The sequence below is a fragment of the Pseudomonas sp. 67(2021) genome, assembly GCF_017491835.1.
Classification (GTDB): Bacteria; Pseudomonadota; Gammaproteobacteria; order Pseudomonadales; family Pseudomonadaceae; genus Aquipseudomonas; species Aquipseudomonas atacamensis.
Map to the genome: position 1 here is coordinate 157,098 of NZ_JAFGYL010000002.1, position 26,517 is coordinate 183,614.

The following is a 26,517-nucleotide window of genomic DNA, read 5'->3' on the forward strand; positions in this document are numbered from 1 at the left end:
GCTCCGAAAAAGGCATAACCCGAAAGGACTTCGCCGATCGCGGCGATGTTCGTTTCGAACAACACCTCGCCCGGTATTCCCACCTCGCCCCCCCATACCTTCGTATACCCCTCTTCCACCCATGCGTACCCCACGCACACCGATGGACAACTGCGCCCGCATCCTCCCCGCCCTAGCATGACTCTCGACGGCGAACGATTGAGCGCCAGGCAGTACGGCAAGCAGTTGCGGCGGCCACTGATCGTCACGCCAGAGTCCGCGCCGGGCTCGGGTGTCATCCATCCATCAGCGTCAGGGAGCACATTATGAAACAGCAATTATTGGTGATCGGTGCAGGGTTCGGCGGGCTGTGGAGCGCGCTGAGCGCTGCGCGTTTGCTGGATATGCATGCCCGTCAGGATGTCGAGATCACGCTGCTCGCCCCGCAAGCCGAATTGCGTATTCGCCCGCGCTTCTACGAGCCGGACGTGCACAGCATGTACGCGCCGCTCGACGCGCTGTTCGATGCGGTGGGTGTGCGCTTCGTCAAAGGCACCGCTGAAAGCATCGACGCCCGGGCGCGCCGAGTCGGTTACCGCGACGAGGCCGGGCGTCCGGGTGAACTGGCCTACGATCGGCTGGTTCTCGCCAGCGGCAGCCAGCTCGCTCGGCCTCCGGTGCCTGGCCTCAAGGAGCATGCGTTCGATGTCGATCAGATCGAATCCTCGGCGCGTCTGGAACGCCATCTCATCGCCCTCGGCAACCAACCGCCCAGTGTTGCGCGCAACACCGTGGTGGTCGCCGGTGGCGGTTTCACCGGGATTGAAACTGCGACGGAAATGCCGGCGCGCCTGCGTGCGATCATCGGTGAGGATCAAGACCTGCGCGTGATCATTGTCGATCGCAGCAAGGACATCGCCGCGACCATGGGTGATGGCATTCGCCCGTCGATCATCGAGGCGTCCAATGACCTGGGTATCGAATGGATCGTCGATGCCAGCGTTGCCGCTGTGGATGCCAATGGCGTCACCCTCGCCGATGGCCGCCACATCGAAAGCCAGACCGTGATCTGGACCGTAGGTTTCCGCGCCAGCCCGCTCACCGAACAACTCGACGCCGAACGCGATGGCCAGGGCCGCCTGCACGTCGATGGCAACCTCAAGGTGCACGGCATCGATCACGTCTTTGCCGCTGGTGATGTCGCTCGCGCCGCCACAGACGACTTCGGCAACTATGCTGCGATGTCTTGCCAGCACGCGATCAGCCTGGGTCGCTACGCCGGCAACAACGCCGCCGCCGATCTCCTCGGCGTCGCTCCGACAATGTATCGCCAGCCCAAGTACGTGACTTGCCTGGATCTGGGCGCCTGGGGCGCGGTATACACCGAAGGCTGGGATCGTCAGCTGAAGCTGGTGAAGGCCGAAGCCAAAGAGCTGAAGACGCAGATCAACACGGTGTGGATCTACCCGCCCGCCGCAGATCGTCGCGCTGCCCTCGCGGCCGCCGATCCGCTGATCCCTGTAGCCTGATTTCACCTCCGCTTTAGCCCTGAAAACAAGGAGAACACCATGACCCTGCATCTGGATTCCTTCACCGCCAACCGCGCGGTGGCCCTGCAAACGCAAAGCGAAGAACTGGTGCCGTCGCGCTACGCCCTGCGCCTGGGCGACATTGACGTGATGGTGATCAGCGACGGCGTGTTGCCGTTGCCGACCCAGACCATGTCAACCAATGCCGACCCCGCCGACCGTGCCGCCTGGTTCAAGGAAATGTATCTGGGCCCTGACGCCTTCGACTGGGCGCTCAACGTGCTGGTGGTGCGTAGCGGCGAACAAGTCATCCTCGTCGACTCCGGCCTCGGTGGCCAATTCCCCGGTTTCCCGCGTGCCGGGCAGTTCCCCAAGCGCCTGGCCGCTGCCGGGGTGGATCTCGCCGACATCACTGATATCGTCATCACGCACATGCACATGGACCATATCGGCGGCCTGCTGGTCGACTCGGTGAAGAGCCGTCTGCGTCACGACGTGCGCATCCACGTCACCGCGGCCGAAGTGAATTTCTGGTCCACGCCAGACTTCACCAGCACCGACATGCCCGCACCAGTACCAGACGTCCTGCGCAGCACCGCCAACGCGTTCATCGACCACTATGAAAGCAAGTTGCACATCTTCGAAGACGAATGTCAGGTTGCACCTGGCGTAGTTGCAAAACTCACCGGTGGTCATACGCCAGGGCACTGCGTGGTCTACGTCAACTCCGGTGGCGAGCGCCTGACCTTTGCCGGTGACGCATTGTTCCCGGTGGCGTTCGATCACCCCGACTGGCACAACGGTTTCGAACACGATCCGGCCAAATCGGTGGAAGTGCGCGTGCGCATGCTCAAGGAAGCCGCCGCCAGCGGCGAGCTGTTCGTCGCCACGCATCTGGCCTTCCCTTCGGTGGGTAGGGTCGCGATCAATGGTGCTGCTTTCCGTTGGATACCTGCGATTTGGGATTACTGATTGCGCGCCTGAAATCTTCGCCCGGCTTCTGCCGGGCGAAACCTTTTTCACCGCCATTGCTACGCAGAGCCGTGCGGGCGGTGACCATCCTTCGGTTGCTGTGTACCCTTTCTGCATCAAACAAATCTGTGCAGAGGACAGAGCGTTGGCATATCTGGATTGGGTGCAATGGCCGGCGATGCTGGTTACCGTTCTGGCCGCGTGGCTGATCGGTTCGCAACGACCGCAACGGCGCATGAGCGGTTTCGTTTGTTTCAGTCTGAGCAATTTGCTGTGGGTGATCTGGGGCGTCCATGCCGGGGCTTACGCGCTGATCGTTCTGCAGCTCTGCCTGTTCCTGATGAACCTGCGCGGCTTCATGAAGAACCGCGTTTTAGAGCGCTGAGTGACGCTGATCATCCGGCCAGAAAATCCTTTGAATTTTTCTTGTCGGACAAAATCATTTACGTATGAGCGTAAGGAGGAACTCATGCGTAGCACCGATATTTTCGTCATCGAATACAAACATCACGACCAGCCAAAATCATTCGTCATCCGCGCCAAGAGTATGCGCAACGCCGACGCTTGGCATTGGGCGAGCTGTGACGCCGGTATTGCGCCGATTCCCAAACCAGGTAAACCACCGTTGAAAGTGGTTTCCAAACCCCAGGCCGAGCGCTATGGGATTACCGACGTGAAATGGCGCGAGACGGCAGCGCTGGACTGGACGGAGGCTTAGGCAAGTCGGGTCGCCTGGCTGAGCTTGCACGTCAGCCAGGCGCTCCAGAACAGACTGCTGAAAAACCGTGTTGCATCGCCGAATCCGGCACCATGTAACAAAGCCTGCACCGCCGCCTCCGAGTGCGGCGGATCAGCGCCCTGCAAAATCTTACCGAGTTTCGCCTGCACCTCGTCAGCGGTTGCGCCCTGCTGTCGCCAGCGCTGGCTCCAGGCTTGCAGCAGCAACGGCTGACTGGCGTAAGCGTAATGATTGCCGGCCACGATCAATGGCGCGCCGGGTTTGAGGCGGGCCTGAATGGAGCGCAGTATTTGTTGCTTGGCCTCATCACCGCCCAGGTGATGGAGTACACCGATCAGGGTGGCGGCGTCGAAAGATGCGTCGGCCGGCAAGTCTTCGACATGACCGAGATGTATCTGGACTCTGTGCAATAGATCATTGGCGCGCAGATGTTCGGTCGCAGCATCGAGCATCGGCCCGGAAGGATCGACCGCAGTGAAGTGCCAATCCGGCTCCAGCGCGGCCATGGCGATGATTTCCTGCGCGGTGCCCCCCGCGCCCACCACCAGCACGTTTGCCGAACGCGACTGCCCAAGGCTGGCGGCGAGCATGCAGGCCGACAGGTCGTGACAGGCATCGTAGCCAGCCAGGGCAATGCGGCTTTGCCGGGCATATTCATTGGCGCGGGAGGTGTCGAATTTGCCGGCGGCGTCAGTGGCGGGTTGGGTCATGGCGATTCTCCTTGTCTTTGCGACACGCTACGCGGTGAGCGTGGAGAAGAAAAATCCAATGATTTCATGGGGGGCATTCCGCTGGGGAATGTGTGGATGTCATCCCGGCGAAGTAAAAGTGATGCAGAGCGTCAGCGGGTGCGTCAGCGGGTGCGTCCCCACGCAGGAGCGTGGGAACGATCCATGACAACTAAGACCAGAACCCTTTATGCGGCTCAGCCGCCTCTGCCTCCAGCATCGGCCCGAAGACACTGACCGTGCGCTGCCCTCTGGCAAACACTTCGCGACACGGCAACGAGAACGTCGGGTTCTCCGGATGATCGCCGGTCAGCCCGAGCAAAGCATGTTCCGACAACGCATACACCACTCGCCCGACTCCGGTCCAATACACCGCGCCCGCGCACATGCAGCAAGGTTCGGCGCTGGTGTACAGCGTGCACGCCTCCAGCTCCGTGGGTGACAACCGCTTCGCCGCCGCAGCGACCGCGACCAGTTCGGCATGCTGGGTGGGATCACCTTCCGGCGGCATCGAATTGTTGCCCGCTTCGGCAATGACCTTGCCGTCGCGGTCCGCCACCAGCGCCGCAAACGGGTGCCGGCCACGTTGTTTCGACGCCTGCGACAGGGCGATGGTCTGGCGCAGCAATGCCAGGTCCAGATCGCTGACGCCGGCCGGGACAAGCTGAGTGAATTGATTCATGGGTAACTCCTGGGCAGTGGAAAAAGACAAAGGTCAGTCAGCCAGTTCGGCCGTGGAAGCGCCGACGGCGTCGGTCGATGGTTTTTGTTTGTTGAGCAGAACATTGAGCAGAATGGCGGTGATCGCACCGAGGAAAATGCCGCTATCGAGCACCAGTTTCAGCGTCGGGCCGACGTGTTCGAACAGGGCCGGAAACGACATTGGCAAGACGCCGACGCTGACCGACACCGCAACAATGATGGCGTTGCGTGTGCCCTCGAACTGCACCCGTGACAATTCCTGAATGCCCGCCACCGTGGTCATGCCGAACATGACGATTGCGCAGCCGCCCAGCACTGGAGTGGGCACCGCCGCAATCAACGCGCCGAGCTTGGGGAACAAGCCCATCAAAACCATGATCGCGCCAGCGGCGGCGACGACGAAGCGGCTCTTGATGCTCGAAAGCGCAATCAGGCCGGTGTTTTGCGTGAAGGCGTTATAGGGAAAGCTGTTGAACACACCACCGAGCATGGTCGACAAGCCGTCGGCGCGGAAGGCGTTGCCGAGGGTCTGCTGCGTAGTCGGTTTGCCGACCAGTTTGCCGATGGCCAGGCAGTTGCCAGTGGTCTCGGCCATGATCACCAGCATCGCCAGGGTCATGATCAGAATCGGTACCAGAGAAAATTCCGGCGGACCGAACGCCATTGGCGCGCTCAACTCGAACCACGCCGCCTCGCTGACCCGATTGAAGTGCGTCATGCCGCAGGCGGCAGCGATCAGGCTGCCGACAAACAAGCCGATGAGCACACTGAGATTGCCGATGAAACCGCTGAATGTCGCATAAATCACCAGCGTCACACTGACCGTGGCCAGGCCCAGCAGCAGATTGGCCGGGCGACCGAAGTCGGGCGAATCGGGATTACCGCCACCCAGCCAGATTGCCGCCGCCGGCATCAGTGAAATACCGATGATGGTGATCAGGCTGCCAATCACCACGGGCGGAAAGAATCGCAGCAAGCGGCTGAACACAGGCGCCAGTGCGATGGTCAGGAAGCCGGCGGCGATCACCGCCCCGAAGATCTGGCTGAGGCCGAACTCCTTGCCGATCATGATCATCGGCGCCAGCGCAATGAACGAGCAGCCCTGAATCAATGGTAAACGCGCGCCAAACTTCCAGAAACCGAGGGTCTGAATCAGCGTCGCCACACCGGACGTCAGCAGGTTGGCGTTGATCAGTAAAACCACCTGAGCCGACGTCAGCCCCATCGCACTGCCGAGAATCAGCGGCACCGCCACCGCTCCCGCATACATCACCAGAACATGCTGCAGACCGAAGGTGAAAAGCTGCCGCAGGGGCAACATCTCGTCGACCGGGTGAACGCGTTGTGTAGTCATGGCACAAGCTCCTGAAGGGGCAGCGTTGGTTGTAATCGCGGGCGCTCAGGGACAGATGCAGAGAGAGAATCGGCCCCGGCGTTCGAAGACGCGAGGTCATCCTTGAATGTTTTTACCGATGAAACAAATTGGCAACCATCGCTTTTTTCGATGGCAAAGACGCGGCACAATCGCCGTCTCGCTCAAACCCGGAGTACACCGCGTGCGCTTCTCACTCGATCAGTTGCTGATGTTCGTCCAGGTGGTGAAAAGCGGCTCGTTCTCCGCCGCCGGGCGCAAGCTGGGCAAGACGCAGTCGACTATCAGCGCGGCTATTGCCAATCTGGAAACCGACCTTGGCGTCGAGTTGTTCGACCGCCGCAATCGCAGCCCTGCCCTCACCGCCAGCGGGCATAAATTGCTGGTGCAGGCAGAGGCGGTACTGGAGCGCTGCATGACCTTCGAGGCCCACGCCGATTGCCTCTCGGACAGCGTCGAACCGAGCCTGACCCTGGCGATTGAAACGCCGTACGGCCCGATCATGCCGGTGCTGCAAGCGTTCGAGCAGGCCTTCCCGTTTGTCGATCTGATCATTCGTCACCCGGTCTACGGTGATGTCAGCGAACTGGTCAGCAGTGGCGAGGCGGTGCTGGGCGTGGCGTTTTCGCAGCCGGGCTATCCTCGGGAACTGGCGTTTCAGCAACTGGGCAAACTGATCATGCTGCACGTCTGCCATCCCGATCATCCGCTGGCGAAACTGGACAATGTCACGTTCGACGATTTGCACGTGCACCGGCGCCTGGCTTTCAGTGCGCACGCCAGCAAACTGCCGAGCAGTGAATACCTGCGTTCGACGCAACTGTGGCAAGCGGAAAGCTATCTGGCCCTGCTGGAAATGGTCCGCGCCGGCCTCGGTTGGGCGACTCTGCCGCGCCAGCTGATCCAGCGTGAACTGGGTAATGGCGAACTGGTCGAGTTGCAGCTGTCGGCGTACCCGCATACCGACTGGCAAATCGGCGTCGATCTATTGTGGGCGCGCCAACGGGCCTTGGGCACGGCCGAGCGCTGGCTGAAGGAGAAGCTGCAGGCCAACAAGGTTTATGAGCGCGATCGCAACGGGCAGATCACTACGCTGTGATCATTTGGCAAACACCTGACTCATGTCTTTGAACGCCTTGAATTCCAGCGCATTGCCGCAGGGATCGAGTAGAAACATGGTCGCCTGTTCGCCGACCTGACCCTTGAATCGAATGTAGGGCTCGATCACGAATTGCGTGCCGAATGACTTCAGCCGCTCGGCCAGTGCCTCCCATTGCTCCCACTGCAAAATGATGCCGAAGTGCGGGACCGGTACGTCGTGACCGTCTACCGGGTTGCTATTAATGCTTTGCTGGGCAGCCGTTTTCGGCTGTTCGTGGATCACCAATTGGTGGCCGTAGAAGTTGAAGTCGACCCATTGCGCGCTGGACCGGCCCTCCTCCAGGCCGAACACTTCACCGTAAAAACGTCGGCAAGCGGCAAGATCGTAGACCGGGATGGCGAGGTGGAAAGGTGAAAGGCTCATCAGGCACTCCGGTAATTGCGTTGCTGGAAATATGGCAACGGCGCACCGCTGCTGATCGAGGATCGAAAACAGCCTAGATCAAAAACCCGGCGGTTGCCGACTCGACTTTTCATGCCATGGAGATAGCGCGGCTGTGAATACACGCCACGGCTATCTGCCCGGCTTCATTGCCGGCGCGTCACCACTTTTCGGTGACAGTCCGCCGGGGCCAGCACCGCGCCCGCCTTGGAGCGCACGACGAGAGTCTCAACGGGCTCGGCCCGTTCGTTGTCGAGCAGAATCGAGTGCTCCTCGCCTTCCGCGAACAGGAAGCGCTCGCCCCACTGCCGCAGGCTGACGACGATGGGGAACACCGCGCGGCCCATGTCGGTGAGCACGTATTCCTTGTAGGCACTGCCGTCCGACGCGGGCTGAATCTGCAACACGCCGAGCTCGACGAGCATTTTCAGTTTGACCGTGAGGATGTTCTTGGCCAGGCCCAGACGTTTCTGGAATTCGCTGAACCGGCGCACGTCATCGAACGCATCGCGAATGATCATCAAGGCCCAGCGATCGCCAATGGCTTCGAGGGTTCGGGCCACCGGGCATTCGCTCTGTGCCAATGTTTGTTGTCGGGCCATGTGATTCCTGATGGATCAGCTACTGAATGTGGTTGCATTTAACAACCCGAATGAATAAAGATCAACGCCTCGGTTTCAATTCAAAACCACACTACGAGGAAGCAAGGATGCCGTGTCAGACGCAAAACCCGGTCAATGCGCAAGCCGCAACTGACAGCGCAACGACCGGGCTGAGTCGTTTGCAGACTTTTTTCTTTGCAATCACCTGCGCGATGGCGGTGGCCAATGTTTACTTCGCACAGCCATTGCTGGAATCGATGGCCGCCAGCCTCGGGGTTCCACCGGGGGCGATCGGCGTAGTGGTCACGGCCACGCAAGCCGGGTATGCGGTCGGGCTGCTGTTCATTGTGCCGCTGGGTGATCTGCTCGATCGCAAGAAACTCATCGTCAGCCAACTGCTTTTGTCTGCGACGGCGCTGTGTGCCGTGGGCCTGTCCGAGAGCTGGGGAGTGTTGCTCGGTGCCATGATGCTGGTGGGATTGCTGGCGGTGGTGGTGCAAGTGGTGGTCGCCTGCACCGCCAGCCTTGCTCGCCCGCAGCAGCGCGGCGCCGCGGTGGGCACCGTCACCAGTGGCGTGGTACTGGGCATTTTGCTGGCGCGTTTCGTTTCCGGCGTAGTGGCTGATCTGGCCGGATGGCGCGGCGTGTATTTTGTCTCGGCAGTCATGATGATCGGCTTGGCCCTGCTGTTATGGCGCACCCTGCCCGCCTCGGCAAAACCGCCCGCGCAGGGCAGTTACTGGCGACTGCTGCGCTCGGTATTGGAATTGTTTTTGACTGAGCGGGTACTGCGCGTCCGCGGCATCTTCGCCCTGCTGATTTTCGCCGCCTTCAGTGTGTTGTGGACGTCGATGGTGCTGCCGCTCAGCGCCCCGCCCCTGTCGTTGTCCCACACGCAGATCGGCCTGTTTGGTCTGGCCGGAGTGGCGGGCGCGCTCGCCGCCGCACGGGCTGGGCGCCTGGCCGATCGCGGCTTGGGCAATCGCACCACCGGCATCGCCCTGGCGCTGCTGACGCTGTCCTGGCTACCCATCGCATTTGTCGACAGTTCGCTGCTGGCCATGGCTGTCGGAGTGATCCTGCTCGACTTCGCCGTGCAAGCGGTGCACGTGACCAATCAAAGCCTGATCTTCGCCGCACGGCCCGATGCGCAGAGCCGACTGGTCGGTGCGTATATGTGCTTTTACTCGGTGGGCAGTGGTTTGGGCGCTATCGCGGCTACGTATACCTATGCGCACTCTGGCTGGGTGGCGGTGTGTTTTCTCGGGGGTGGGGTCAGTGCTGTGGCTTTACTGTATTGGGCATGGCTGGAATACCGCTACTCGAACTGAACCAGTGCGGGAGCGAGCCTGCTCGCGAAAACGGAGCATCAGTCAGCACAGAGTTGTCCGACCTGACGCCTTCGCGAGCAGGCTCGCTCCCACAGGGATTATTTGCCAGCAGTTACTTGCCCTCCTCAGGCTTCTCGGTCTGCATCTGCACCGACGGTTTGCTTTTGTCACCGTCCTTGTTGGGTGCATCGTTGGAATCGAAGCAGCCGCTCAACAGAAACATCGAGCAGAACCCCAGACATACGCAGATTTTTTTCATGACGATCTCCTGTCAGCAGTGGTATCGCTACCCGGTTCCAGCTTGACCTTGATCCAGCCGGATTGATGTTGATCAAACGCCTTGAACGCCGAAATCGCGTCAGTCAAAGGCTCGTCCTGCGTCAGCACTTTCGCTGGATCGACGCGCCCGGCGAGGGTCATTTCGATCAGCTTGGGAATGTATTTGCGGTGATGACAGTTGCCCATGTTGATACGCACGTTCTTGTTCATCGCTTCGCCGATCGGGAAGCTGTCGAACCCGGCGGGATAGACACCGATGATGGAAATCGTGCCGGCCTTGGCCACAGCCTTGACCGCCCATTCCAGCGCTTGCGAAGGCGCATCGCCCGGTTGCCACTGCGCAGGATGGTGATGGCCGTGATGGGAATGGTTGGCGTCGATGCCCACGGCCTCGATCACCCGATCCACGCCAATTTCCGCAGTCAGGCGCGCAATGGTTTCAACTGGATCTTCTTTCTCGAAGTTGATGCACTCGGCACCCAATGCCTGCGCGCGAGCGAGGCGATCTTCCAGGCCATCGATGGCGAACACCCGGCCGGCGCCCATCAGCTTCGCGCTGATAATCGCAAACAGCCCGACCGGCCCGCAGCCGAACACCGCCACCGTGTCGCCGTCCTTGATCCGGGCCATGTCGGCGCCGAACCAGGCAGTGGGAAAAATATCCGACATGGCAATCGCCTGATCGTCGGTGATGGCGTCCGGCAGTTTGATCAGACCAATGTTGGCGAAAGGGATGCGCGCTTTCTCGGCTTGCAGGCCATCGAACGGCCCGGTGGTTTTCGGCCCGCCAAAAAATGACGTGCCAGCGGTTTTACCGTTGGGGTTGGCCACGTCGCACTGGGCGAAATAGCCGGCGCGGCAGTACGAGCAGTTGCCGCAGGCAATGGTCGAAGGAATCAGCACGCGATCGCCAACCTTGAGATTGCGCACGTCTTCGCCAAGTGCTTCGACAATCCCCACACCTTCATGCCCGAGGATCGTACCGGGCTGCATGTCCGGCGCACTGCCGCGAATGAAATGCAGATCGGTGCCGCAAATGGCCGACGCGGTCAGCCTGACGATGGCATCGGTCGGCGCTTGAATGGTTGGCTCGGGCACATCGTCCAGGCGGATGTCCCCGACGCCATGAAATACAACAGCTTTCATCGTTCACCTCCCATTTTCCGGATGTGCGCAAATCAGGGTTCTCAACCCTTACTGTGCTCCGGCGACGAAGGCCCTTCCTTGACGCCGCGCGGGCCGGCGATGCCCCACACGATCAGGCCGAGCACCGGGAATACAATCAGGCCGATCGCCCAGGCGGCTTTGACGCCGACGCTTTTGTTGCTGCGAAACACACTGACAATCGCCCACAGATCGACCAGCAGAATGATCACCGCCACGGCGATGGAGAAGTAACTGGCTGCCTCGTTCATTTCGCAATCCTCCGATGACTTGTAAGCATTGGGCTGTGAGGCTTTTTCAGCGTTCAAAAAAATTGCGGCCGTGCGGCGTCAAAGGTTCAGCCGCCTTCCGGATCCTGGCGGATCACGGAAATCTTGCCGTTGCGTTCGATGATTGCGAATTTGATCTGGTCGATGGTTTCTATGCCCTGACTGGAGCGCGCCGCCTCCATGACATCTGCCTCGACCAGCCGCGCATGGCGCAGGCGCCGGTGCAACAGCTTGCCATTCTCGACAATGATCGTCGGCTCGCCATCAATCAGCCGCGACACCCAACTGGAACGCTGTTTGAGCAGGGAAAAACCGACATCCACAGCGATCAGCGTAATGATCACCAGAAACGCATTGGTCAGAGAAAAATCATCACCGAGCAGCGCTTGCTGGGTGGCTTCACCGATGATCATCAGCAGGACGAAATCAAACGTCGTCAACTCGGCCAGCGAACGCCGGCCGGCAATTTTGAACAGCACCATCAGTGCCAGATACATCGCGAGTGCGCGCAACACCGAGTCCATGGGTCACCTATGGATAAATGAATTGAGTAAGCTTCACTTCGCTCGAGCCCGGCACCCGGATTTGGCTGCGAAACAGGCCCAATCCGTCACCGCGCAGCGTCACATAGAGCGTCGCCTGCCCTTGCGCATCCGCCTGCAACCACAAGCGCATGCCCTGTTTTGAGCTGCGCATACGCATCGGGGCCGGTTGCATGGTTTCGACGCTGAAGCCATCGAGCATCTCGCCACCGATGTCGAGTTCGACAGTGGCTTCAGGCGCCGTGTGTACGCTGAGTTTCAGCGGGTTGGTCGAGCCGTTGCGGTGGAACATCTCGTACTCGACCTGGACTTTGCCATCGGCGCTGCGGGCGTCCTGCGAACTGAGCACGCCACGGGAAAACAGCCCCAACAGGCCCAGCAGCATGCACAGCACCAGCAGATACCAACCAATGTGCTCGAAGCGCCAGACCTTCAACTGATAGGCCATGTCCTCCTGCACCGGGAACTGCCGACTGCGCAGATCGGGATGCTCAGCGTCGTGCTTCATCGGCGCCACCCTCCTTCGCCGCGCAAGGCGCGACGGTGATAGTCCGGCAACTGCTGCAGGGCGAATTCAGAAGCGAGGGTCTGCACTTCACTGCGCGATCCGGCAAACCATTGCTGGGTGCTGAACAGAAAATGTTTGTCATCGAACTGGAATGCCCAGGCGAAACACACCGTACCGGCCTTGATGCCGTCCATATCATCGGGTCCGAGAATGCCGGTGGTGGCGACGGCAACGTTGGCGGTGCTGTCGCGCAACGCACCGATGGCCATTTCACTGGCCACTTCCACGCTGGTCAGATTGAAGGTGTCCATGGTCGCCGGGCTGACGTGCAGCAGGCGCTGCTTGGCTTGCGGCGAATAGACCACATAGCCGCACTCGATCAGCTCGCCGCTGCCGGGGACTTCCGACAGCAACATGACGATTTCCCCGGCCGTGCAGGATTCGGCGGTGGTGATGATCAACGAATGTTGGCGCAGGTATTCAATGGTTTCCTTGGCAATGGACATGGCATGTTCTCGAAGCTGTTATTGCCGGTTGACCGCTCGCGGCGCGGATCATTCCGCCGGATTTGATGAGCGTGTAAGCGCCTCTTGCAGAGAAAGTTTTCCGCCCCGTTCGGCGCGATCACCTACCCTCATAGACTGTGTGATCCACTCGAGCCCGCCGCCCCCATGCGCTGTTCATTCAAGTCGTTGTTTTTCATTCTGTTCCTACTGCTGATGCCGGGCAGCGCTGCACTGTGGGCGGCGGACCTTGGCGCGCCGGCAAACACAGGCGCAGCGCCGCTACCAGTGATTTCGCAAAGCGATCTGCAAGCCCTGCAACAACGCCTGGACGGGCTCAAGCAGCAGATTTCGGCGGCAAATAATTACAACCAGCTCGAAGGCCCGCAGGATCGGGTGCAGGCGTTCATTCTCGATGTCGATCGATTGTCAGCAGCGCTGTTGCCGCAACAGGCGCAACTGGCGGTGCAACTGGGCGTGCTCGGCACCGCTCCAGACGCCGAGGTGGCCGCCGAGCAAGCCGATATCGTCGCGCAGCGGGCGGCGCTGGCGGAGCAGAAAAGCAAGATCGATGGCACCCTGAAAAGCCTCGCCGCACTGAAACAGAACGCCGCCGACCTGATCACGCAAATCGCCGGCATCCGCCGCACCCTGCTGGAAAGCGAACTGACCCTGAGCACCCGCAGCGTATTGAGCCCGTATTTCTGGACACCGCTGGTCAATCCAAGCGAAGACGACCGCCAGCGCCTGCGACTGTTCGTCGAGCAGGTGGCTGACGTATGGGCCACGGTCTGGGCGCCGGGCGAGCGGTTTTACACCTGCGTACTGGTGCTGTTGGCGCTGCTGATCTGGACCTTCGGCCGACGTCTGGCTGAGCGCGGGCTGACCTGGTTCTGCATTCATCGCGTGGCGGAGGGCCGACTGCGCAGAAGCGCCTTGGCCTTCGCCTCAGCTATCGCGACGTTCGTCACCACCGCCATCGCCCTGAAGCTGTTGTTCTACGCCTGCACCCGCCACGACGCACTGCCGCCGGTGCTGGAAACTTTCTCCGAAGAGTTCGAGAAAGTCGTCTATGCCTGCGTGCTGATCACCGGGCTCAGCCGCGCATTGCTCTCCACCGCGCACCCGTCCTGGCGCCTGCCAGCGATTGCCGATCCAGTGGCGCTGGCCCTCAAGCCTTATCCGCGAATCCTCGCCTGCTCGTTGCTGGTGTTGGTGACGCTGGTGCAAGTCGCCAATGCCACAGGCATGAGCAGCCACATCGTGATGGCCGGGCGCGGCGTGATTTCCATTGTGGTGTTGGCGATCATCGGCACGATGCTGTTGCGCGTCGGCAAAGTGCGCAAGGCCTTGGTCGCAGCCAATGACGCGTCGGCTACGAACAGCGTGTTCGCCGGGCTGATCTACAGCGTCGCCAGTCTCTCGATGTTGGTGACGGCCATCGCCCTGCTTGCCGGCTATGTTTCGCTGGCACGGTTCATCAGCTATGAGCTGGTGTGGGGCTATGTCGTGCTGTCGGGCTTCTACTTGCTGATTCAGCTGGTCAAGGACGCCTGTGAGCACCTGTTTTCGCCGAAACACGCGAGCGGCCAGGCGCTCAAGCAATTGCTCGGCGTCAGCGACCGGCGCCTCGAGCAGACGTCGATCCTGTTGTCCGGCGTCAGCCGCGCCGGTCTGATGCTGATGGCGCTGATTTCGTTGTTTGTCGGCGGCATCGGCACCACGCTTGGCCAACTGGTCACCAACATCATGTCGATCCTTGGCGGCGCCGGTTTGCGCAAGCTGAATATCGTCCCGGCGCATCTGCTCAACGCGCTGCTGGCACTGCTGATTGGCATCTGGCTGATCCGTGCATTAAGCCGCTGGCTCGACAACGAATTCCTGCCCAAGACCGACATGGACCCGGGCATGTGCGCGTCACTGAGCACGCTGTTTTCCAACATCGCCTACGCCTTTGTAATTCTGCTGACGCTGTCGTCGTTGGGCGTGCAGTGGACCAATCTGGCGTGGATCGTCAGTGCGCTATCCGTAGGTATCGGCTTTGGCTTGCAGGAGATCGTCAAGAACTTCGTCTCCGGCCTGATCCTGCTCACCGAGCGCCCGGTGAAAGTCGGCGACCTGATCAGCATCAGCGGCGTCGAGGGCGACATCCGCCGGATCAACGTGCGTGCCACGGAAATCCAGCTCAGCGACCGCTCGATCGTGATCGTGCCCAACTCGCAACTGATCTCGCAGAACCTGCGCAACGTCACCCTTGGCGGCAGCGCTCAGGGCGTGGCGTCGCTGGAGCTGGTTTTCCCGCTGGATATTGATCCTGAAGAGGTCAAACAACTGCTGCTGGATGCGTATCACGAGAACGAAACCATCCTCGATAAACCGGCGCCGTTCGTGCGTTTCAGCAAATTGTCGCCGGACGGCATAACCCTCACGGTCACCGGCTACGTCGGCAGCCCGAGGATTGTCGGGCTGACCAAGAGCGATTTGTTGTTCGAAGTGTTGAAGCGGTTGGGCGTAGCGGGGATTGCGCTGGCGAAACCGCCAGCGGCGTGATTCGGTTAGCGCTTGCCCGTGTTGTCGATGCGGGCCGTGCTGCTGCGTGGCGTCAGCTCGAACGGCAAGACGACATGCCGCTCTGTCAGCGGCTGTTTTTCGATCAGCGCAATCAACATCTCGACCGCCTTGGCCCCGAAGGCCTCGGCCGGTTGCGAGATGGTGGTCAGCGGCGGATCGCAGTACGCAGCCATCGGAATGTCATCGAAACCCACCAGGGAAATATCCTCGGGCACACGCAGCCCGGCCTGCCGGATGCGCTTGAGCGCACCAATGGCCATTTCATCGTTTTCGCAGAACAGCGCGCTCGGCCGCTCGGCCAAGCCGAGCATCTTTTGCGCGCCTGCATAACCGGCCTCGAGGCTGAAATTGCCATGGCAGATCAGTGCTTCATCGAAGGCAATCCCGGCCTCGCGCAATGCCGCTTCGTAACCTGCCAGTCGATCCAGGGTCAGCGGGCTGTTTTTTGAGCCTTTGATCAGGCCGATGCGTCGATGTCCCAATGCGATCAGATGTTCGGTCATGGCTTTGGCGGCGGCGACGTTGTCCAGGCTGATGGTTGGATAACGCCCGGGCTTGAGCACTTCGCAGGCGTTCACGATCGGCGGCACATCGGCGTCGGCCGGAGTGTTTTCGAAAGGATCGTAAGCGCGCAACTGGATCACCCCGTCGGCCTGATAGGCGTACACCAGCTCGGCGAATTGTCGCTCCAGTTCTTCCAGGCCCTGGGTGTCGCACAGCAGCAGGCGATAACCGGCCGCCTGCGCTGCTTGCTGCGCGCCGCTGATGACCCGGGCGAAAAAGGTGTTGGCGATGGTCGGCACCAGAATCACCAGATTGCCAGTGCGCCGCGAACGAAACTGCACGGCCATCAGGTTCGGCCGATAGCCGGCCTGCTCCACGGCCGCCATGACGCGCTCACGGGTTGGCGCGAGCACGCGCTCGGGCGATCTCAAAGTTCTCGAAACCGTCGCCACGGAAACCCCGGCCAGCCGAGCCACTTCGCGAATATTGGACAAAACCACCTCGTTGATTCATGCCGATCAGGCGCGGAGCTTACCGCAGGCGACGAGCGATCGAAACGCTGTCGATCATCCGCTGACATTTGACACTCGGCTAATTCAAGCCTAGATTTCGCCCACGATGTAACCGGTTACATCGCTCATCAACAATTGCATCCAGCTACCGAGACGACTGCCATGTACGCTGCCGCAAAAATAAGAATGGGTTTTGTTGGAGGCGGTGAAGGTTCATTCATTGCCCGAGCCCACCGGCAAGCCGCCGGGCTCGATGGACGCTTCGAACTGGTCTGTGGCGCGTTCAGCCGCGACTCGGAGAATAATCAGCGCACCGCTGCGACCCTGGGAGTATCCGCCGAACGTTGTTACGACGATTGGCAAACCCTGCTTACCCGCGAAGCCGCCCTGCCCGCCGAGCAGCGCATGCAACTGCTGGTCATCGTCACTCCGAATCATCTGCACGCACCGATTGCCCGTGAGGCATTGAGCGCCAGTTTTCATGTGTTCAGCGAGAAACCCGCGGCGCTGAACCTCGCCGAGGTGCAGGCGCTGCACTCGGTGGTCATCAACAGCCAGCGAATTTACGGCCTGGCGCACACCTACCTCGGTTACGCGATGGTCTGGCAGGCCCGCGAAATGGTCGCCAGCGGCGTGCTCGGGCGCGTGCGCAAAGTCCTCGTCGAGTACCCGCAAGGCTGGCTCAGCACCGATGTCGCCGGGCAAGGCAACAAGCAGGCCGGCTGGCGCGACGACCCGACGCAATCCGGGATCGGCGGCTGCATCGGCGACATCGGCACCCATGCGTTTTCCCTCGCCGAGTTCGTTGCCGGCCAGTCGATCCAGTTCATCAGCGCAATGCTCGGCTCGCATGTCGAGGGTCGGCAACTGGATGACGATGTGGCGATGCTGTTCAAAATGCGCGACGGCGCCAGTGGTGTATTGCTCGCCAGCCAGGTCTGCGCCGGTGAGGAAAACCCGCTGAAGATCTGCGTCTACGGGGACAAGGGCGGCCTGGAATGGCGTCAAGAGGAACCGGCCAGCCTGATTCATCGACCGTTGAACGAGCCGATGCGCGTTCTGCGCTCCGGAGTCGGTCAGCCGTGGCTGTGTGCCGCCGCAACCCAACGCATGCGCCTGCCTGCGGGGCATCCCGAAGGTTATCTGGAAGCCATGGCCAACCTGTACGGCGATCTCGCCGAAGCGATTGTTCATGGCGTCGAGGGCCATCAGGCACCGGGCGTACCGGGCATCGATACCGGCCTGCGCGGCATGGCCTTCATTGAAACCGCGATCGCCAATCACCTTGGCAATGAAAAGTGGAGCGAGATCCCCGGCCCACTGACAGGAGCCCAGCACAATGCACAGTGATCAGCAAAATTCGACTGGCCTGAAAGGTCCGGGGATTTTCCTCGCGCAATTCATCGCCGACGAAGCGCCTTTCGACTCGCTCGCCAACATTGCCGAGTGGGCCGCTTCGCAAGGCTACAAAGCCATTCAGGTACCGACCCTCGGCACACGGTTCATCGATTTGCAGCGCGCCGCTGAGAGCCAGGATTACTGCGACGAACTCATCGCCGTCTGCGCCCGCGCGGGTGTGGTGATCAGTGAGCTGTCGACGCACCTGCAAGGGCAATTGGTCGCAGTGCATCCGGCGTTCGACAGCCTGTTCGACGACTTCGCCCCGCCCGCGCTGCGCGGCAAACCTCAGGAGCGCACCGAGTGGGCCATTGAGCAGTTGAAACTGGCCGCCCGTGCCAGCCAACGTCTGGGACTTACCGCCCATGCAACCTTTTCCGGTGCCCTGCTCTGGCCCTACGTCTATCCATGGCCGCAACGTCCGGCCGGTTTGGTCGAGCAAGGTTTCGCCGAACTGGGCAAACGCTGGCTGCCGATTCTCGACTGCTTCGAAGAGGCTGGCGTTGATCTGTGCTACGAAATCCATCCCGGCGAAGACTTGCATGACGGCGCGTCGTTCGAACAGTTTCTCGAAGCGGTGAATCATCACCCCCGCGCCGCAATTCTGTATGACCCGAGCCACCTGCTGCTGCAGCAAATGGATTACCTCGGCTTCATCGATCGCTATCACCAACGCATCCGCATGTTTCACGTCAAGGATGCCGAGTTCCGCCCTGATGCGCGCTCCGGCGTCTACGGCGGCTATCAGGGTTGGGTCGAGCGTCCCGGGCGCTTTCGCTCGCTGGGCGATGGCCAGATCGATTTCAAATCGATCTTCAGCAAATTGTGCCAATACGACTTCAACGGCTGGGCCGTGCTGGAGTGGGAGTGCTGCCTGAAAGACTCCGCACAGGGCGCGGCGCAAGGCGCGGCGTTCATCGAGCGACACATGATCCGCAAGACCGCCAAGGCCTTCGACGATTTCGCCGGGGTCAGCGCCGATGCCGCTTCCAACCGGCGCCTGCTCGGCCTGACTGACGACTGATTCATCCGCGTTACCGACATAAAAACAATACGGTGATCTGAAATGAACGTAATGAATGCGCGACTCAGCGTGATGATGTTTTTGCAGTTCTTTATCTGGGGCGGCTGGTTCGTCACCCTCGGCACTTTTCTGGCCACCACGCTCGCTGCCAGCGGCGGCCAGGTCGGCATGGCCTTCGCCACGCAATCCTGGGGCGCGATTCTGGCGCCGTTTGTCATTGGCTTGATTGCCGACCGACTCTTCAACGCCGAACGCATTCTGGCAGTGCTGCATCTGCTTGGCGCAGTGTTGCTTTATCAGCTCTATCGCGCGGCAGACTTCAGCGCGTTTTATCCCTATGTGCTCGCCTACATGATGGTCTACATGCCGACATTGGCACTGGTGAACGCCGTGGCGTTCCGCCAGATCAAAGACCCGGCGCTGGAGTTCTCGCGCATTCGCGTGTGGGGCACGGTGGGCTGGATCGTTGCCGGCGTGGTGATCAGCTTCGTGTTCGCCTGGGACTCGCAGCAAAGCATCGCGGCCGGAGGCTTGCGCAATACGTTCCTGATGTCCGCCGTCGCGTCGCTGTTGCTGGGGCTTTACAGCTTCAGTCTGCCGAACACTGCGCCGTTGAAAAGCGCAGCGGGCACATCAAGCCTCAAGCAGATGCTCGGCGTCGATGCGTTGGGTTTGCTCAAGGATCGCAGCTATCTGGTGTTCTTCCTCGCCTCGATCCTGATCTGCATTCCGCTGGCGTTCTATTACCAGAATGCCAATCCGTTTCTGGCCGAGATAGGCGTGACCAACCCGACAGCGAAGATGGCCATCGGTCAGGTGTCGGAAGTGCTGTTCATGTTGCTGTTGCCGCTGTTCATCCATCGCTTCGGCATCAAGATCGCCCTGCTGGTCGGCATGGCTGCCTGGGCGTTGCGCTACGTGCTGTTTGCGTTCGGCAATAACGACGATCAGGCATTCATGCTGCTGATCGGCATTGCCCTGCACGGTGTGTGCTATGACTTCTTCTTCGTGTCCGGGCAAATCTACACCGATGCCAAGGCACCGGAACGCTTCCGCAGCTCGGCGCAAGGTTTGATCACCTTGGCTACGTACGGATTGGGCATGTTGATTGGTTTCTGGATCGCGGGACGGATTACCGACCACTTCACATCAAGCGCGGGGCATGACTGGAGAAGCATCTGGCTGTTCCCCGCCGGTTTTTCCGTGGCGGTGTTGCTGTGTTTCTGGGCTACATTCAAGAGCCGCGATCGCGACAAGGCTGTGCTGCCGAGTGCGGTTTAGAGCAGCGTTGTAATGCATGAATAGAACGAATGCCGCCTGTGGTTGAGGCGGCATTCGTTATCGATGTTCATCGTTGCGCTCAAGCGGTGCGACGTTCCAGCAGACGGTCAGCGCCACCTTCGGCGACCCGATTGCCTTGCAGATGATCGGAGCCATCAGAGGCTACTGCATCGCTGAACAGCGGGTCGGTTTCGGTTGCGGCTACTGCATCGCTGAACAGCGGGTCAGTTTCGGTTGCGGCTACTGCATCGCTGAACAAGCGGTCTGTTTGAGTGGCGGCCGCGACCGCATCACTGAACAGCGGGTCGGTTTCGGTGGCGGCGAAGGCATTCAGTGCAAAAACCGAGAAAGCGATACCGAGGATAGTCTGGCGTTTCATGATGATGTGCTCCGAGTTGCAGTGGTTGGGTATGGAGCCGAGCTTACGCCGCACCGTGGATATGAGAACTTCATTGACTTAATGGTTGTTATTGACGTAATCAATGGCTGATCGAGCATGAGCCGCTATTGGATCGATCTTCATGCTGTTGCTTACGTCATTAAGAGAAACGCCTACAAAGTCGAAAGCATAAAACCGATAATCTCGTTTTTGACAGTTTTTTGCACACAAAAAAGACCCGTATCAGTCGAAACCGAAACGGGTCTTTCCCCACTTAGACGACCTTATTTCAAGTCGTCAAAGTGATCTCGCAGGAACTCGTAAAAGCGCAAGGCTTTCAACAATCTCCATACAAGGCTCAGCGTACGCAGCAAAAGCTTCATACGTTTTGGCCTCCAGGGCTGGCGGCCAAACCTCCAGCAAACTTACCGGACCATGCGTGCCTTCAGCCTACATGTTGGTGTAGCTAGTGAGGCGGCCGGTTGAAATCCCTCCGAGACATCATTCCGGCGCGGGTGCGAATCCGCGTCAGAGGGCGTAAAACCTTTTGCGCCCCCAGCCAAACCTCACTGCTCTACCAACAAGATGAGCGCGAGCATCTTAACGCAGAAATCAGAAGAGAAAACCCGAGTAGCCAAGGTTATCCTGCGGCTACGCCTGAACCTTTGTAAAATCGTATTTCTGACAATGTTTATTGACAGACCTGAATTCAGTTACATGCGTTGGACGTTCCGAAAAAACCTCGCACACCACGCTAAACCTTCGTTGCACTGACGGGAGAAACTCAATACCATGCGCGGACATGTTGGTGTGGCTAGTGATGCACACGGCCTCGGCTCCAAACCGAGGCATGAAAAACCGCCCCGCGAAGGCGGTTTTTTTTCGTCTGCGTTTTCTGGTCCCCTCCCATCCAAGGCACATTGCCTGACGCGATCCCCCTGCGCACCTGCACAAATCTTCTAAACACTCTCCTCCTCCACGCGGTACTTTAGAAACGCCCCTGCTCAACCGCCCTATGGAATCCTCCCATGGACAAACGCAACTGGATCTCTCTCTCCCAGGATGTCGATACCGGGATCGAGTCGATTCGTGCGCATTTCCGTGGGCATGCCTACGATCCGCACTGGCATGACAGTTTTCTCGTCGGCGTTACCGAGCAAGGCGTCCAGCAATTCAACTGCCGCCGTGTGCGCCATCGCAGTACACCGGGGCATGTGTTTCTGCTTGAGCCGGGAGAAATCCACGATGGCCATGCGCCGACCGAGGATGGCTTTACCTACTCGATGCTGTACCTCGATCCGCACTGGCTGGAGCGCGAACTGCACGCGCTGTTCGAAGAGGCACCGGCCGACAGCCAGCCAGGCTTTGCCGACACCCTGAGCCACGATCCGCACCTGTCGACGGCGATCGTGCAAGCCTTCCACGTGTTACATGACGGCGATCTGCGCATCGTCCGGCAGACTGCGCTGGATGGCCTGCTGGCGTCCCTCACCCGCCATCTCGACTGGCGCAAGCGTCAGGACTTCGATCCGCGCCTGCCACTGGTTGCGCAGGTTGCGCGCGACTATCTGCATGCCCACACCTACGAAGACATCGGCCTCGACGACCTAGCGCAAGCCTGTGGTATCGATCGTTTTCGCTTGACCCGCGCGTTCAAGGCCGCTTTCGGTCTGGCACCCCACGCCTACCTGATCCAACTGCGCCTGGCCAAGGCGCGGCAATTGCTCGCGCGCGGCGAGACGCCAGCGCAGGTGGCCAGCGTGCTTGGTTTTGCCGATCAGAGTCATCTGGGGCGCTGGTTCCGCCGCGCCTATCAATTGACCCCGGCGGACTACCGCAAACGCTGCTCAAATCTTCCAGACTGAGGCCTGCCCACTGACGATCATGGTGTCCTGTTTCGACTTTCAGGAATCTGCACCATGGCTTCTTTACTGCCCTTTCTGCTGTTCGCTTTCGTTGCCTCGATCACGCCGGGGCCGACCAATATTCTGGTGCTGAGCCACAGTTCGCGGCGCGGGTTGATCGCCACGCTGCCAATCATTTTCGGCGCCTGTGCGGCGGCGGCGTTGATTGTGCTGGTGGTCGGGCTCGGCGCTGGCGAAACCCTGTTGCGCTTCCCGCGCGTGCAGCAAGCCATGGCCTGGGGTGGCGTGCTCTGGTTGAGCTGGCTGGCGTGGCAGATCTTTCGCAGCCCGCCGCCATCGCTGGACCCAAATGCTGCGCAGGAACAAGGCTTGAGCGTCTTCGGCGCGGCGCTGCTGCAACTGGTCAATCCGAAGGTGTGGATGATGGCAGTGGCCGTGGTCAGCGTATTCGTTGGCGGCGGCGACAAGACCCTGCGCCTGCTGGTGTTGTCGCTGGCATTTCTGCTGGTGTCACTGCCGTGCATGACGCTCTGGGCGATGCTCGGCGTTGGCAGCGCGCGGTTGCTCAGCACACCGCAAGCGTTCAAGCGAATGAACGCGGCACTGGCCCTTCTTCTGCTGCTCTCGGCCTGGCTGGCCGTGTTGGTCTAATGCCCGGTGGCTTGCCGGTATTCGCGTGGTGTAAACCCGGTCGAGGCCTTGAACTGACGGGTGAAAGCGCTGTGATCGGTGTAGCCGCATTGCAGCGCAACCTCGGTAATCGGCAAGTCGCTGTGCAGCAATCGATGCGCGTGTTCCAGGCGGACTTTCTGAATCATCTGCCGTGGTGTCAGGTGGAAAACGCGTTTGCAATAGCGCTCCAGTTGCGCCACGGATATCCCGGCGATCCGCGTCAGTTCACCCAGCGTCACCCGCCGATTGAAGTTGCCGCGGATGTATTCATCGACCGCCGCCAGGCGCTCGAACGCCGGGTGGGTTTCGCTGGCTGACTGCAGATCCACCGAGATCCCCACCAGGCCGATGATCGTCCCGTCACGGTTGTAGATCGGCCGCTTGTGGGTCAGGCACCAGCCCGGCTCGCGACTGCCATACAGATGCAGTTCGAGCTGATCCTCCAACACGAAACCTTCCTCCAGCACTTTGCGATCCTGCTCGGTGTAACCCGGGCCCAACTGCGCCGGGAACACCTGCGCACTGGTTTTGCCGAGCAACGGGCGCAGGTCCTTCAAGCCACAACGCTGCACCAGCGTGCGGTTGGCCAGCACATAGCGCGCTTGCAGATCCTTGATGAAGATCGCCGCATTGGGGATCACATCGAGTATCGGCAACAGCTGCGCGGCACCGGCGACCATCGCTTCGAGGGTCTGCGCACGCAAGCCGTCAGTGCCCTGGCACAGGATCGAAAACGCTGACTGCATCAAACACTTCCCCCTCGAGATGAACCGCCAGAAAAGCTGTCCGCGAGCAGATTGCAGCAACGTCACGGCCCTGTCGAGGCCCAGCAATCACCAGCGCCATTGTGCTGAATTCGTCATCGATCCCGGCGTAAAACATCAATCGCCGCCGCCGTCGACCGGTGCAAAGTCTGCTCGTCCACGTGACACAACTGCCTATCCAATAACTCACAAGAAGGCGATGCCATGTCAGGCCAAGGCAAGTTCAAAAAACAGCTTTCATTGATCGACCTCACCTTTATCGGACTCGGCGCGATCTTCGGCTCCGGCTGGTTGTTCGCCGCCAGCCATGTCTCGGCGATTGCCGGTCCGGCGGGGATTTTTTCCTGGTTACTGGGCGGTTTCGCCGTGTTGCTGCTGGGTATCGTCTACTGCGAACTGGGCGCCGCATTGCCCCGTGCCGGCGGCGTGGTGCGCTACCCGGTTTATTCCCACGGCCCGCTGCTCGGCTACCTGATGGGCTTCATTACGCTGATTGCGTTTTCCAGTCTGGTGGCGATCGAAGTGGTCGCCTCGCGCCAATACGCGGCGGCGTGGTTTCCCGGCTTGACCAAAGCTGGCAGCGGCGATCCGACGATCCTCGGCTGGCTGGTGCAGTTCGGCCTGCTCTGCGTGTTTTTCCTGCTCAACTACCGCAGCGTGAAGACCTTCGCCAAGGCCAACAATCTGGTCAGCGTGTTCAAATTCATCGTGCCGCTGCTGGTGATCGGCGTGCTGTTCACCTTCTTCAAACCGGAAAACTTTCAGGTTCAGGGATTCGCTCCATTCGGCCTGTCCGGCGTGGAGATGGCGGTCTCTGCCGGGGGGATCATCTTTGCCTACCTGGGCCTGACGCCGATCATTTCCGTGGCCAGCGAAGTGAAAAATCCACAGCGCACCATTCCCATTGCGCTGATTCTTTCGGTGCTGCTGTCGACCCTGATTTACGTGCTGCTGCAAATGGCCTTTCTCGGCAGCATCCCGACGGAAATGCTCGCCAACGGCTGGGCGGGTATCAGCAAGGAATTCGCCCTGCCCTATCGCGACATCGCCCTGGCGCTCGGTGTCGGCTGGCTAGCCTATCTGGTGGTCGCCGATGCGGTGATCTCGCCGAGCGGCTGCGGCAACATCTACATGAATGCTACGCCGCGAGTGATCTACGGCTGGGCGCAGACCGGCACTTTCTTCAAGGTCTTCACCCACATCGATGAAAAGTCCGGCATTCCGCGTCCGGCGCTGTGGCTGACCTTCGCCCTGTCGGTGTTCTGGACCCTGCCGTTTCCATCGTGGGAGGCGCTGATCAACGTGGTCTCCGCCGCGCTGGTGTTGAGCTATGCGGTGGCGCCCGTATCGGTTGCGGCGCTGCGGCGCAATGCGCCGGACATGCCGCGCCCGTTCCGGGTCAAGAGCATGGGCCTGCTCGGGCCGGTGTCGTTCATCATCGCCGCGCTGATCGTCTACTGGTCGGGCTGGAACACCGTGTCATGGCTGCTCGGCCTGCAAATCCTGATGTTTGTCATCTATCTGTTCTGCGGTCGTTTCGTGCCCACCGCCCATCTGAGTCTGGCGCGTCAGGTGCGCTCATCGGCGTGGCTGATCGCCTTCTACGCGGTGACCATCGTGCTGTCGAAACTCGGCACCTTCGGTGGCCTGGGCATCCTCACCCATCCGTTCGACACGATCGTCGTCGCCGCTTGCGCCACCGGTATTTACTACTGGGGCGCAGCGACCGGCGTGCCTGCCCATCTGCTGCGCCTGGACGACGAGGACGAAGAAAGCGACAGCCCTGCGCCCTCGTCCAGCGTCAGCGCCCGCCCTGCCGGCGCCTACTGAAATCATCCAACGGGATCTCTTCATGAAACGAGTACACGTCATTGATTCCCACACCGGCGGCGAGCCGACACGACTGGTGATGAGCGGCTTCCCCGAGTTGTCCGGCAACAGCATGGTCGAGAAACGCGACGCCCTGCGCAGCCAGCACGATCAGTGGCGCCGCGCCTGTCTGCTCGAGCCACGCGGCAACGATGTGCTGGTCGGCGCGCTGTATTGCCCACCGGTGTCGGCGGACGCCACCTGCGGAGTGATCTTCTTCAACAACGCTGGATATCTGGGCATGTGCGGCCACGGCACCATCGGCCTGATCAATTCGTTGCAGCATCTGGGGAAAATCCAGCCGGGCGTGCACAAGATCGACACGCCGGTGGGGCAAGTCAGCGCGACTTTGCATGACGATGGCTCGGTCACCCTGGGCAACGTGCCCGCCTACCGCTATCGCAAACAGGTGCCGGTGGAGGTGCCGGGTTATGGCCGCGTGGTCGGCGATATCGCCTATGGCGGCAACTGGTTTTACCTCGTCTCCGAGCATGGCCAGACATTGACCATGGACAACGTAGAACACCTGACCGCGTACACCTGGGCGATGCTCAAGGCGCTGGAAGACCAAGGCATTTGTGGCGAAGACGGCGCGGTCATCGACCACATCGAACTGTTCGCCGATGACGATCAGGCTGACAGCCGCAACTTCGTCATGTGCCCCGGCAAAGCCTATGACCGCTCACCATGCGGCACCGGCACCAGCGCCAAACTTGCCTGCCTGGCCGCCGACGACAAGCTGCAAGCGGGCGCGCCGTGGTTCCAGGCGAGCATTACTGGCAGCCAGTTCGAAGGGCGCTTCGAATGGGAAGGTGAACGCATTCGCCCGTTCATCACCGGCCGCGCCTACATGACCGCCGACAGCACCTTGCTGATCGACGAAACCGACCCGTTCGCGTGGGGCATCTGAGCCGCC

At 60.5% G+C, this 26,517-nt stretch carries 28 protein-coding genes; 14 read left to right on the forward strand and 14 right to left on the reverse strand.

From position 1 onward, the window contains the following. The first annotated feature begins 305 nt into the window (after window positions 1–305). From J5M66_RS04315 to J5M66_RS04330, 4 genes are all read left to right on the forward strand, one after another. Window positions 306–1,508: an NAD(P)/FAD-dependent oxidoreductase gene (locus J5M66_RS04315; RefSeq protein WP_110599079.1), complete on the forward strand. Its 1,203-nt coding sequence runs from the start codon at window positions 306–308 to the stop codon at window positions 1,506–1,508. Between the two features lie 39 nt (window positions 1,509–1,547). Then, window positions 1,548–2,480 (forward strand): MBL fold metallo-hydrolase, encoded by a 933-nt coding sequence (locus J5M66_RS04320; RefSeq protein WP_123442767.1) that lies wholly within the window; start codon window positions 1,548–1,550, stop codon window positions 2,478–2,480. Between the two features lie 145 nt (window positions 2,481–2,625). Then, window positions 2,626–2,865 carry a hypothetical protein gene (locus J5M66_RS04325; protein WP_016774268.1) on the forward strand — a complete coding sequence of 80 codons (240 nt, stop codon included), beginning with the start codon at window positions 2,626–2,628 and terminating at the stop codon, window positions 2,863–2,865. Between the two features lie 84 nt (window positions 2,866–2,949). After that, window positions 2,950–3,198: a DUF6555 family protein gene (locus J5M66_RS04330; RefSeq protein ID WP_016774267.1), complete on the forward strand. Its 249-nt coding sequence runs from the start codon at window positions 2,950–2,952 to the stop codon at window positions 3,196–3,198. Here J5M66_RS04330 and J5M66_RS04335 read toward each other — a convergent pair. The 3 genes from J5M66_RS04335 to J5M66_RS04345 form a co-directional block, all read right to left on the reverse strand. Next, window positions 3,195–3,929: a class I SAM-dependent methyltransferase gene (locus tag J5M66_RS04335; RefSeq protein ID WP_207807277.1), complete on the reverse strand. Its 735-nt coding sequence runs from the start codon at window positions 3,927–3,929 to the stop codon at window positions 3,195–3,197. The genes J5M66_RS04330 and J5M66_RS04335 overlap by 4 nt on opposite strands. Before the next feature lie 190 nt (window positions 3,930–4,119). Next, a complete protein-coding gene (locus J5M66_RS04340) occupies window positions 4,120–4,629 on the reverse strand; it encodes a nucleoside deaminase (RefSeq protein ID WP_016774265.1) in 510 nt (169 codons plus the stop codon). 33 nt (window positions 4,630–4,662) lie between these two features. Then, complete coding sequence (locus tag J5M66_RS04345; protein ID WP_207807278.1) at window positions 4,663–6,003, reverse strand: nucleobase:cation symporter-2 family protein; 1,341 nt, start codon at window positions 6,001–6,003, stop codon at window positions 4,663–4,665. Between the two features lie 202 nt (window positions 6,004–6,205). On the opposite strand from J5M66_RS04345, the gene J5M66_RS04350 reads away from it, so the two are divergent. Next, window positions 6,206–7,120: a LysR family transcriptional regulator gene (locus J5M66_RS04350; protein WP_207807279.1), complete on the forward strand. Its 915-nt coding sequence runs from the start codon at window positions 6,206–6,208 to the stop codon at window positions 7,118–7,120. Here J5M66_RS04350 and J5M66_RS04355 read toward each other — a convergent pair whose 3' ends face one another. Both J5M66_RS04355 and J5M66_RS04360 read right to left on the reverse strand, forming a co-directional pair. After that, window positions 7,121–7,546 carry a VOC family protein gene (locus tag J5M66_RS04355; RefSeq protein ID WP_024012539.1) on the reverse strand — a complete coding sequence of 142 codons (426 nt, stop codon included), beginning with the start codon at window positions 7,544–7,546 and terminating at the stop codon, window positions 7,121–7,123. Window positions 7,547–7,710: 164 nt separating this feature from the next. Then, entirely contained in the window at window positions 7,711–8,166 is a 456-nt protein-coding gene (locus tag J5M66_RS04360) for a helix-turn-helix domain-containing protein (RefSeq protein WP_110599075.1), read from the reverse strand. Between the two features lie 107 nt (window positions 8,167–8,273). On the opposite strand from J5M66_RS04360, the gene J5M66_RS04365 reads away from it, so the two are divergent. After that, window positions 8,274–9,497 (forward strand): MFS transporter, encoded by a 1,224-nt coding sequence (locus tag J5M66_RS04365; protein WP_207807280.1) that lies wholly within the window; start codon window positions 8,274–8,276, stop codon window positions 9,495–9,497. 112 nt (window positions 9,498–9,609) lie between these two features. Here J5M66_RS04365 and J5M66_RS04370 read toward each other — a convergent pair whose 3' ends face one another. The 6 genes from J5M66_RS04370 to J5M66_RS04395 all read right to left on the reverse strand — a co-directional run bounded on the left by J5M66_RS04370 (window position 9,610) and on the right by J5M66_RS04395 (window position 12,765). Then, window positions 9,610–9,756 (reverse strand): hypothetical protein, encoded by a 147-nt coding sequence (locus J5M66_RS04370; protein WP_016774259.1) that lies wholly within the window; start codon window positions 9,754–9,756, stop codon window positions 9,610–9,612. Beyond that, entirely contained in the window at window positions 9,753–10,922 is a 1,170-nt protein-coding gene (locus tag J5M66_RS04375; protein WP_073475215.1) for a zinc-dependent alcohol dehydrogenase, read from the reverse strand. The genes J5M66_RS04370 and J5M66_RS04375 overlap by 4 nt, the downstream gene beginning before the upstream one ends. Before the next feature lie 41 nt (window positions 10,923–10,963). Continuing rightward, window positions 10,964–11,191: a PLD nuclease N-terminal domain-containing protein gene (locus J5M66_RS04380; RefSeq protein WP_024012535.1), complete on the reverse strand. Its 228-nt coding sequence runs from the start codon at window positions 11,189–11,191 to the stop codon at window positions 10,964–10,966. A gap of 86 nt (window positions 11,192–11,277) precedes the next feature. Continuing rightward, window positions 11,278–11,733 (reverse strand): YetF domain-containing protein, encoded by a 456-nt coding sequence (locus J5M66_RS04385; protein WP_024012534.1) that lies wholly within the window; start codon window positions 11,731–11,733, stop codon window positions 11,278–11,280. Window positions 11,734–11,740: 7 nt separating this feature from the next. Then, a complete protein-coding gene (locus J5M66_RS04390; RefSeq protein ID WP_207807281.1) occupies window positions 11,741–12,259 on the reverse strand; it encodes a hypothetical protein in 519 nt (172 codons plus the stop codon). After that, complete coding sequence (locus J5M66_RS04395) at window positions 12,256–12,765, reverse strand: CinA family protein (RefSeq protein ID WP_110599071.1); 510 nt, start codon at window positions 12,763–12,765, stop codon at window positions 12,256–12,258. The genes J5M66_RS04390 and J5M66_RS04395 overlap by 4 nt, the downstream gene beginning before the upstream one ends. Before the next feature lie 165 nt (window positions 12,766–12,930). Between J5M66_RS04395 and J5M66_RS04400 the strand changes: the two genes are divergently transcribed. Next, the gene (locus tag J5M66_RS04400) at window positions 12,931–15,312 is read left to right on the forward strand and encodes a DUF3772 domain-containing protein (RefSeq protein WP_207807282.1); all 2,382 of its coding nucleotides are present in this window, start codon (window positions 12,931–12,933) and stop codon (window positions 15,310–15,312) included. Between the two features lie 5 nt (window positions 15,313–15,317). Here the strand turns inward: J5M66_RS04400 and J5M66_RS04405 are convergent, their stop codons facing one another. Beyond that, complete coding sequence (locus tag J5M66_RS04405; RefSeq protein ID WP_207807283.1) at window positions 15,318–16,331, reverse strand: LacI family DNA-binding transcriptional regulator; 1,014 nt, start codon at window positions 16,329–16,331, stop codon at window positions 15,318–15,320. A gap of 204 nt (window positions 16,332–16,535) precedes the next feature. On the opposite strand from J5M66_RS04405, the gene J5M66_RS04410 reads away from it, so the two are divergent. From J5M66_RS04410 to J5M66_RS04420, 3 genes are read left to right on the forward strand one after another with little or no spacing between them, the layout of a single operon-like run. Beyond that, window positions 16,536–17,699: a Gfo/Idh/MocA family oxidoreductase gene (locus tag J5M66_RS04410; RefSeq protein ID WP_207807284.1), complete on the forward strand. Its 1,164-nt coding sequence runs from the start codon at window positions 16,536–16,538 to the stop codon at window positions 17,697–17,699. Next, window positions 17,689–18,771: a sugar phosphate isomerase/epimerase family protein gene (locus tag J5M66_RS04415; protein ID WP_207807285.1), complete on the forward strand. Its 1,083-nt coding sequence runs from the start codon at window positions 17,689–17,691 to the stop codon at window positions 18,769–18,771. Before J5M66_RS04410 ends, J5M66_RS04415 begins: the two co-directional genes overlap by 11 nt. A gap of 42 nt (window positions 18,772–18,813) precedes the next feature. After that, the gene (locus tag J5M66_RS04420) at window positions 18,814–20,052 is read left to right on the forward strand and encodes a nucleoside permease (RefSeq protein WP_207807286.1); all 1,239 of its coding nucleotides are present in this window, start codon (window positions 18,814–18,816) and stop codon (window positions 20,050–20,052) included. Window positions 20,053–20,131: 79 nt separating this feature from the next. On the opposite strand, the gene J5M66_RS04425 is transcribed toward J5M66_RS04420, so the two are convergent. Further along, window positions 20,132–20,431, reverse strand: a complete 300-nt coding sequence (locus tag J5M66_RS04425) for a hypothetical protein (protein ID WP_039763483.1) — start codon at window positions 20,429–20,431, stop codon at window positions 20,132–20,134. A 1,028-nt stretch (window positions 20,432–21,459) separates the two neighbouring features. Between J5M66_RS04425 and J5M66_RS04430 the strand changes: the two genes are divergently transcribed. Next, a complete protein-coding gene (locus J5M66_RS04430) occupies window positions 21,460–22,296 on the forward strand; it encodes an AraC family transcriptional regulator (protein ID WP_207807287.1) in 837 nt (278 codons plus the stop codon). A 54-nt stretch (window positions 22,297–22,350) separates the two neighbouring features. Beyond that, window positions 22,351–22,947 (forward strand): LysE family translocator, encoded by a 597-nt coding sequence (locus J5M66_RS04435; protein WP_207807288.1) that lies wholly within the window; start codon window positions 22,351–22,353, stop codon window positions 22,945–22,947. On the opposite strand, the gene J5M66_RS04440 is transcribed toward J5M66_RS04435, so the two are convergent. After that, a complete protein-coding gene (locus J5M66_RS04440; RefSeq protein WP_207807289.1) occupies window positions 22,944–23,714 on the reverse strand; it encodes an AraC family transcriptional regulator in 771 nt (256 codons plus the stop codon). The two genes, J5M66_RS04435 and J5M66_RS04440, sit on opposite strands and share 4 nt — an antisense overlap. A 222-nt stretch (window positions 23,715–23,936) precedes the next feature. Between J5M66_RS04440 and J5M66_RS04445 the strand changes: the two genes are divergently transcribed. Beyond that, the gene (locus J5M66_RS04445; protein ID WP_123441654.1) at window positions 23,937–25,562 is read left to right on the forward strand and encodes an APC family permease; all 1,626 of its coding nucleotides are present in this window, start codon (window positions 23,937–23,939) and stop codon (window positions 25,560–25,562) included. Window positions 25,563–25,584: 22 nt separating this feature from the next. Further along, window positions 25,585–26,511, forward strand: a complete 927-nt coding sequence (locus tag J5M66_RS04450) for a 4-hydroxyproline epimerase (RefSeq protein WP_125915961.1) — start codon at window positions 25,585–25,587, stop codon at window positions 26,509–26,511. Window positions 26,512–26,517 lie beyond the last annotated feature (6 nt).

Bases quoted from the DNA above. Each gene is read 5' to 3' on its own strand.
- J5M66_RS04315 (WP_110599079.1), top strand. From the start codon at position 306: ATGAAACAGCAATTATTGGTGATCGGTGCAGGGTTCGGCGGGCTGTGG.
- J5M66_RS04320 (WP_123442767.1), top strand. From the start codon at position 1,548: ATGACCCTGCATCTGGATTCCTTCACCGCCAACCGCGCGGTGGCCCTG.
- J5M66_RS04330 (WP_016774267.1), top strand. From the start codon at position 2,950: ATGCGTAGCACCGATATTTTCGTCATCGAATACAAACATCACGACCAG.
- J5M66_RS04335 (WP_207807277.1), bottom strand. From the start codon at position 3,929: ATGACCCAACCCGCCACTGACGCCGCCGGCAAATTCGACACCTCCCGC.
- J5M66_RS04340 (WP_016774265.1), bottom strand. From the start codon at position 4,629: ATGAATCAATTCACTCAGCTTGTCCCGGCCGGCGTCAGCGATCTGGAC.
- J5M66_RS04345 (WP_207807278.1), bottom strand. From the start codon at position 6,003: ATGACTACACAACGCGTTCACCCGGTCGACGAGATGTTGCCCCTGCGG.
- J5M66_RS04355 (WP_024012539.1), bottom strand. From the start codon at position 7,546: ATGAGCCTTTCACCTTTCCACCTCGCCATCCCGGTCTACGATCTTGCC.
- J5M66_RS04360 (WP_110599075.1), bottom strand. From the start codon at position 8,166: ATGGCCCGACAACAAACATTGGCACAGAGCGAATGCCCGGTGGCCCGA.
- J5M66_RS04365 (WP_207807280.1), top strand. From the start codon at position 8,274: ATGCCGTGTCAGACGCAAAACCCGGTCAATGCGCAAGCCGCAACTGAC.
- J5M66_RS04370 (WP_016774259.1), bottom strand. From the start codon at position 9,756: ATGAAAAAAATCTGCGTATGTCTGGGGTTCTGCTCGATGTTTCTGTTG.
- J5M66_RS04375 (WP_073475215.1), bottom strand. From the start codon at position 10,922: ATGAAAGCTGTTGTATTTCATGGCGTCGGGGACATCCGCCTGGACGAT.
- J5M66_RS04380 (WP_024012535.1), bottom strand. From the start codon at position 11,191: ATGAACGAGGCAGCCAGTTACTTCTCCATCGCCGTGGCGGTGATCATT.
- J5M66_RS04385 (WP_024012534.1), bottom strand. From the start codon at position 11,733: ATGGACTCGGTGTTGCGCGCACTCGCGATGTATCTGGCACTGATGGTG.
- J5M66_RS04390 (WP_207807281.1), bottom strand. From the start codon at position 12,259: ATGAAGCACGACGCTGAGCATCCCGATCTGCGCAGTCGGCAGTTCCCG.
- J5M66_RS04395 (WP_110599071.1), bottom strand. From the start codon at position 12,765: ATGTCCATTGCCAAGGAAACCATTGAATACCTGCGCCAACATTCGTTG.
- J5M66_RS04400 (WP_207807282.1), top strand. From the start codon at position 12,931: ATGCGCTGTTCATTCAAGTCGTTGTTTTTCATTCTGTTCCTACTGCTG.
- J5M66_RS04410 (WP_207807284.1), top strand. From the start codon at position 16,536: ATGGGTTTTGTTGGAGGCGGTGAAGGTTCATTCATTGCCCGAGCCCAC.
- J5M66_RS04415 (WP_207807285.1), top strand. From the start codon at position 17,689: ATGCACAGTGATCAGCAAAATTCGACTGGCCTGAAAGGTCCGGGGATT.
- J5M66_RS04420 (WP_207807286.1), top strand. From the start codon at position 18,814: ATGAACGTAATGAATGCGCGACTCAGCGTGATGATGTTTTTGCAGTTC.
- J5M66_RS04425 (WP_039763483.1), bottom strand. From the start codon at position 20,431: ATGAAACGCCAGACTATCCTCGGTATCGCTTTCTCGGTTTTTGCACTG.
- J5M66_RS04430 (WP_207807287.1), top strand. From the start codon at position 21,460: ATGGACAAACGCAACTGGATCTCTCTCTCCCAGGATGTCGATACCGGG.
- J5M66_RS04435 (WP_207807288.1), top strand. From the start codon at position 22,351: ATGGCTTCTTTACTGCCCTTTCTGCTGTTCGCTTTCGTTGCCTCGATC.
- J5M66_RS04440 (WP_207807289.1), bottom strand. From the start codon at position 23,714: ATGCAGTCAGCGTTTTCGATCCTGTGCCAGGGCACTGACGGCTTGCGT.
- J5M66_RS04445 (WP_123441654.1), top strand. From the start codon at position 23,937: ATGTCAGGCCAAGGCAAGTTCAAAAAACAGCTTTCATTGATCGACCTC.
- J5M66_RS04450 (WP_125915961.1), top strand. From the start codon at position 25,585: ATGAAACGAGTACACGTCATTGATTCCCACACCGGCGGCGAGCCGACA.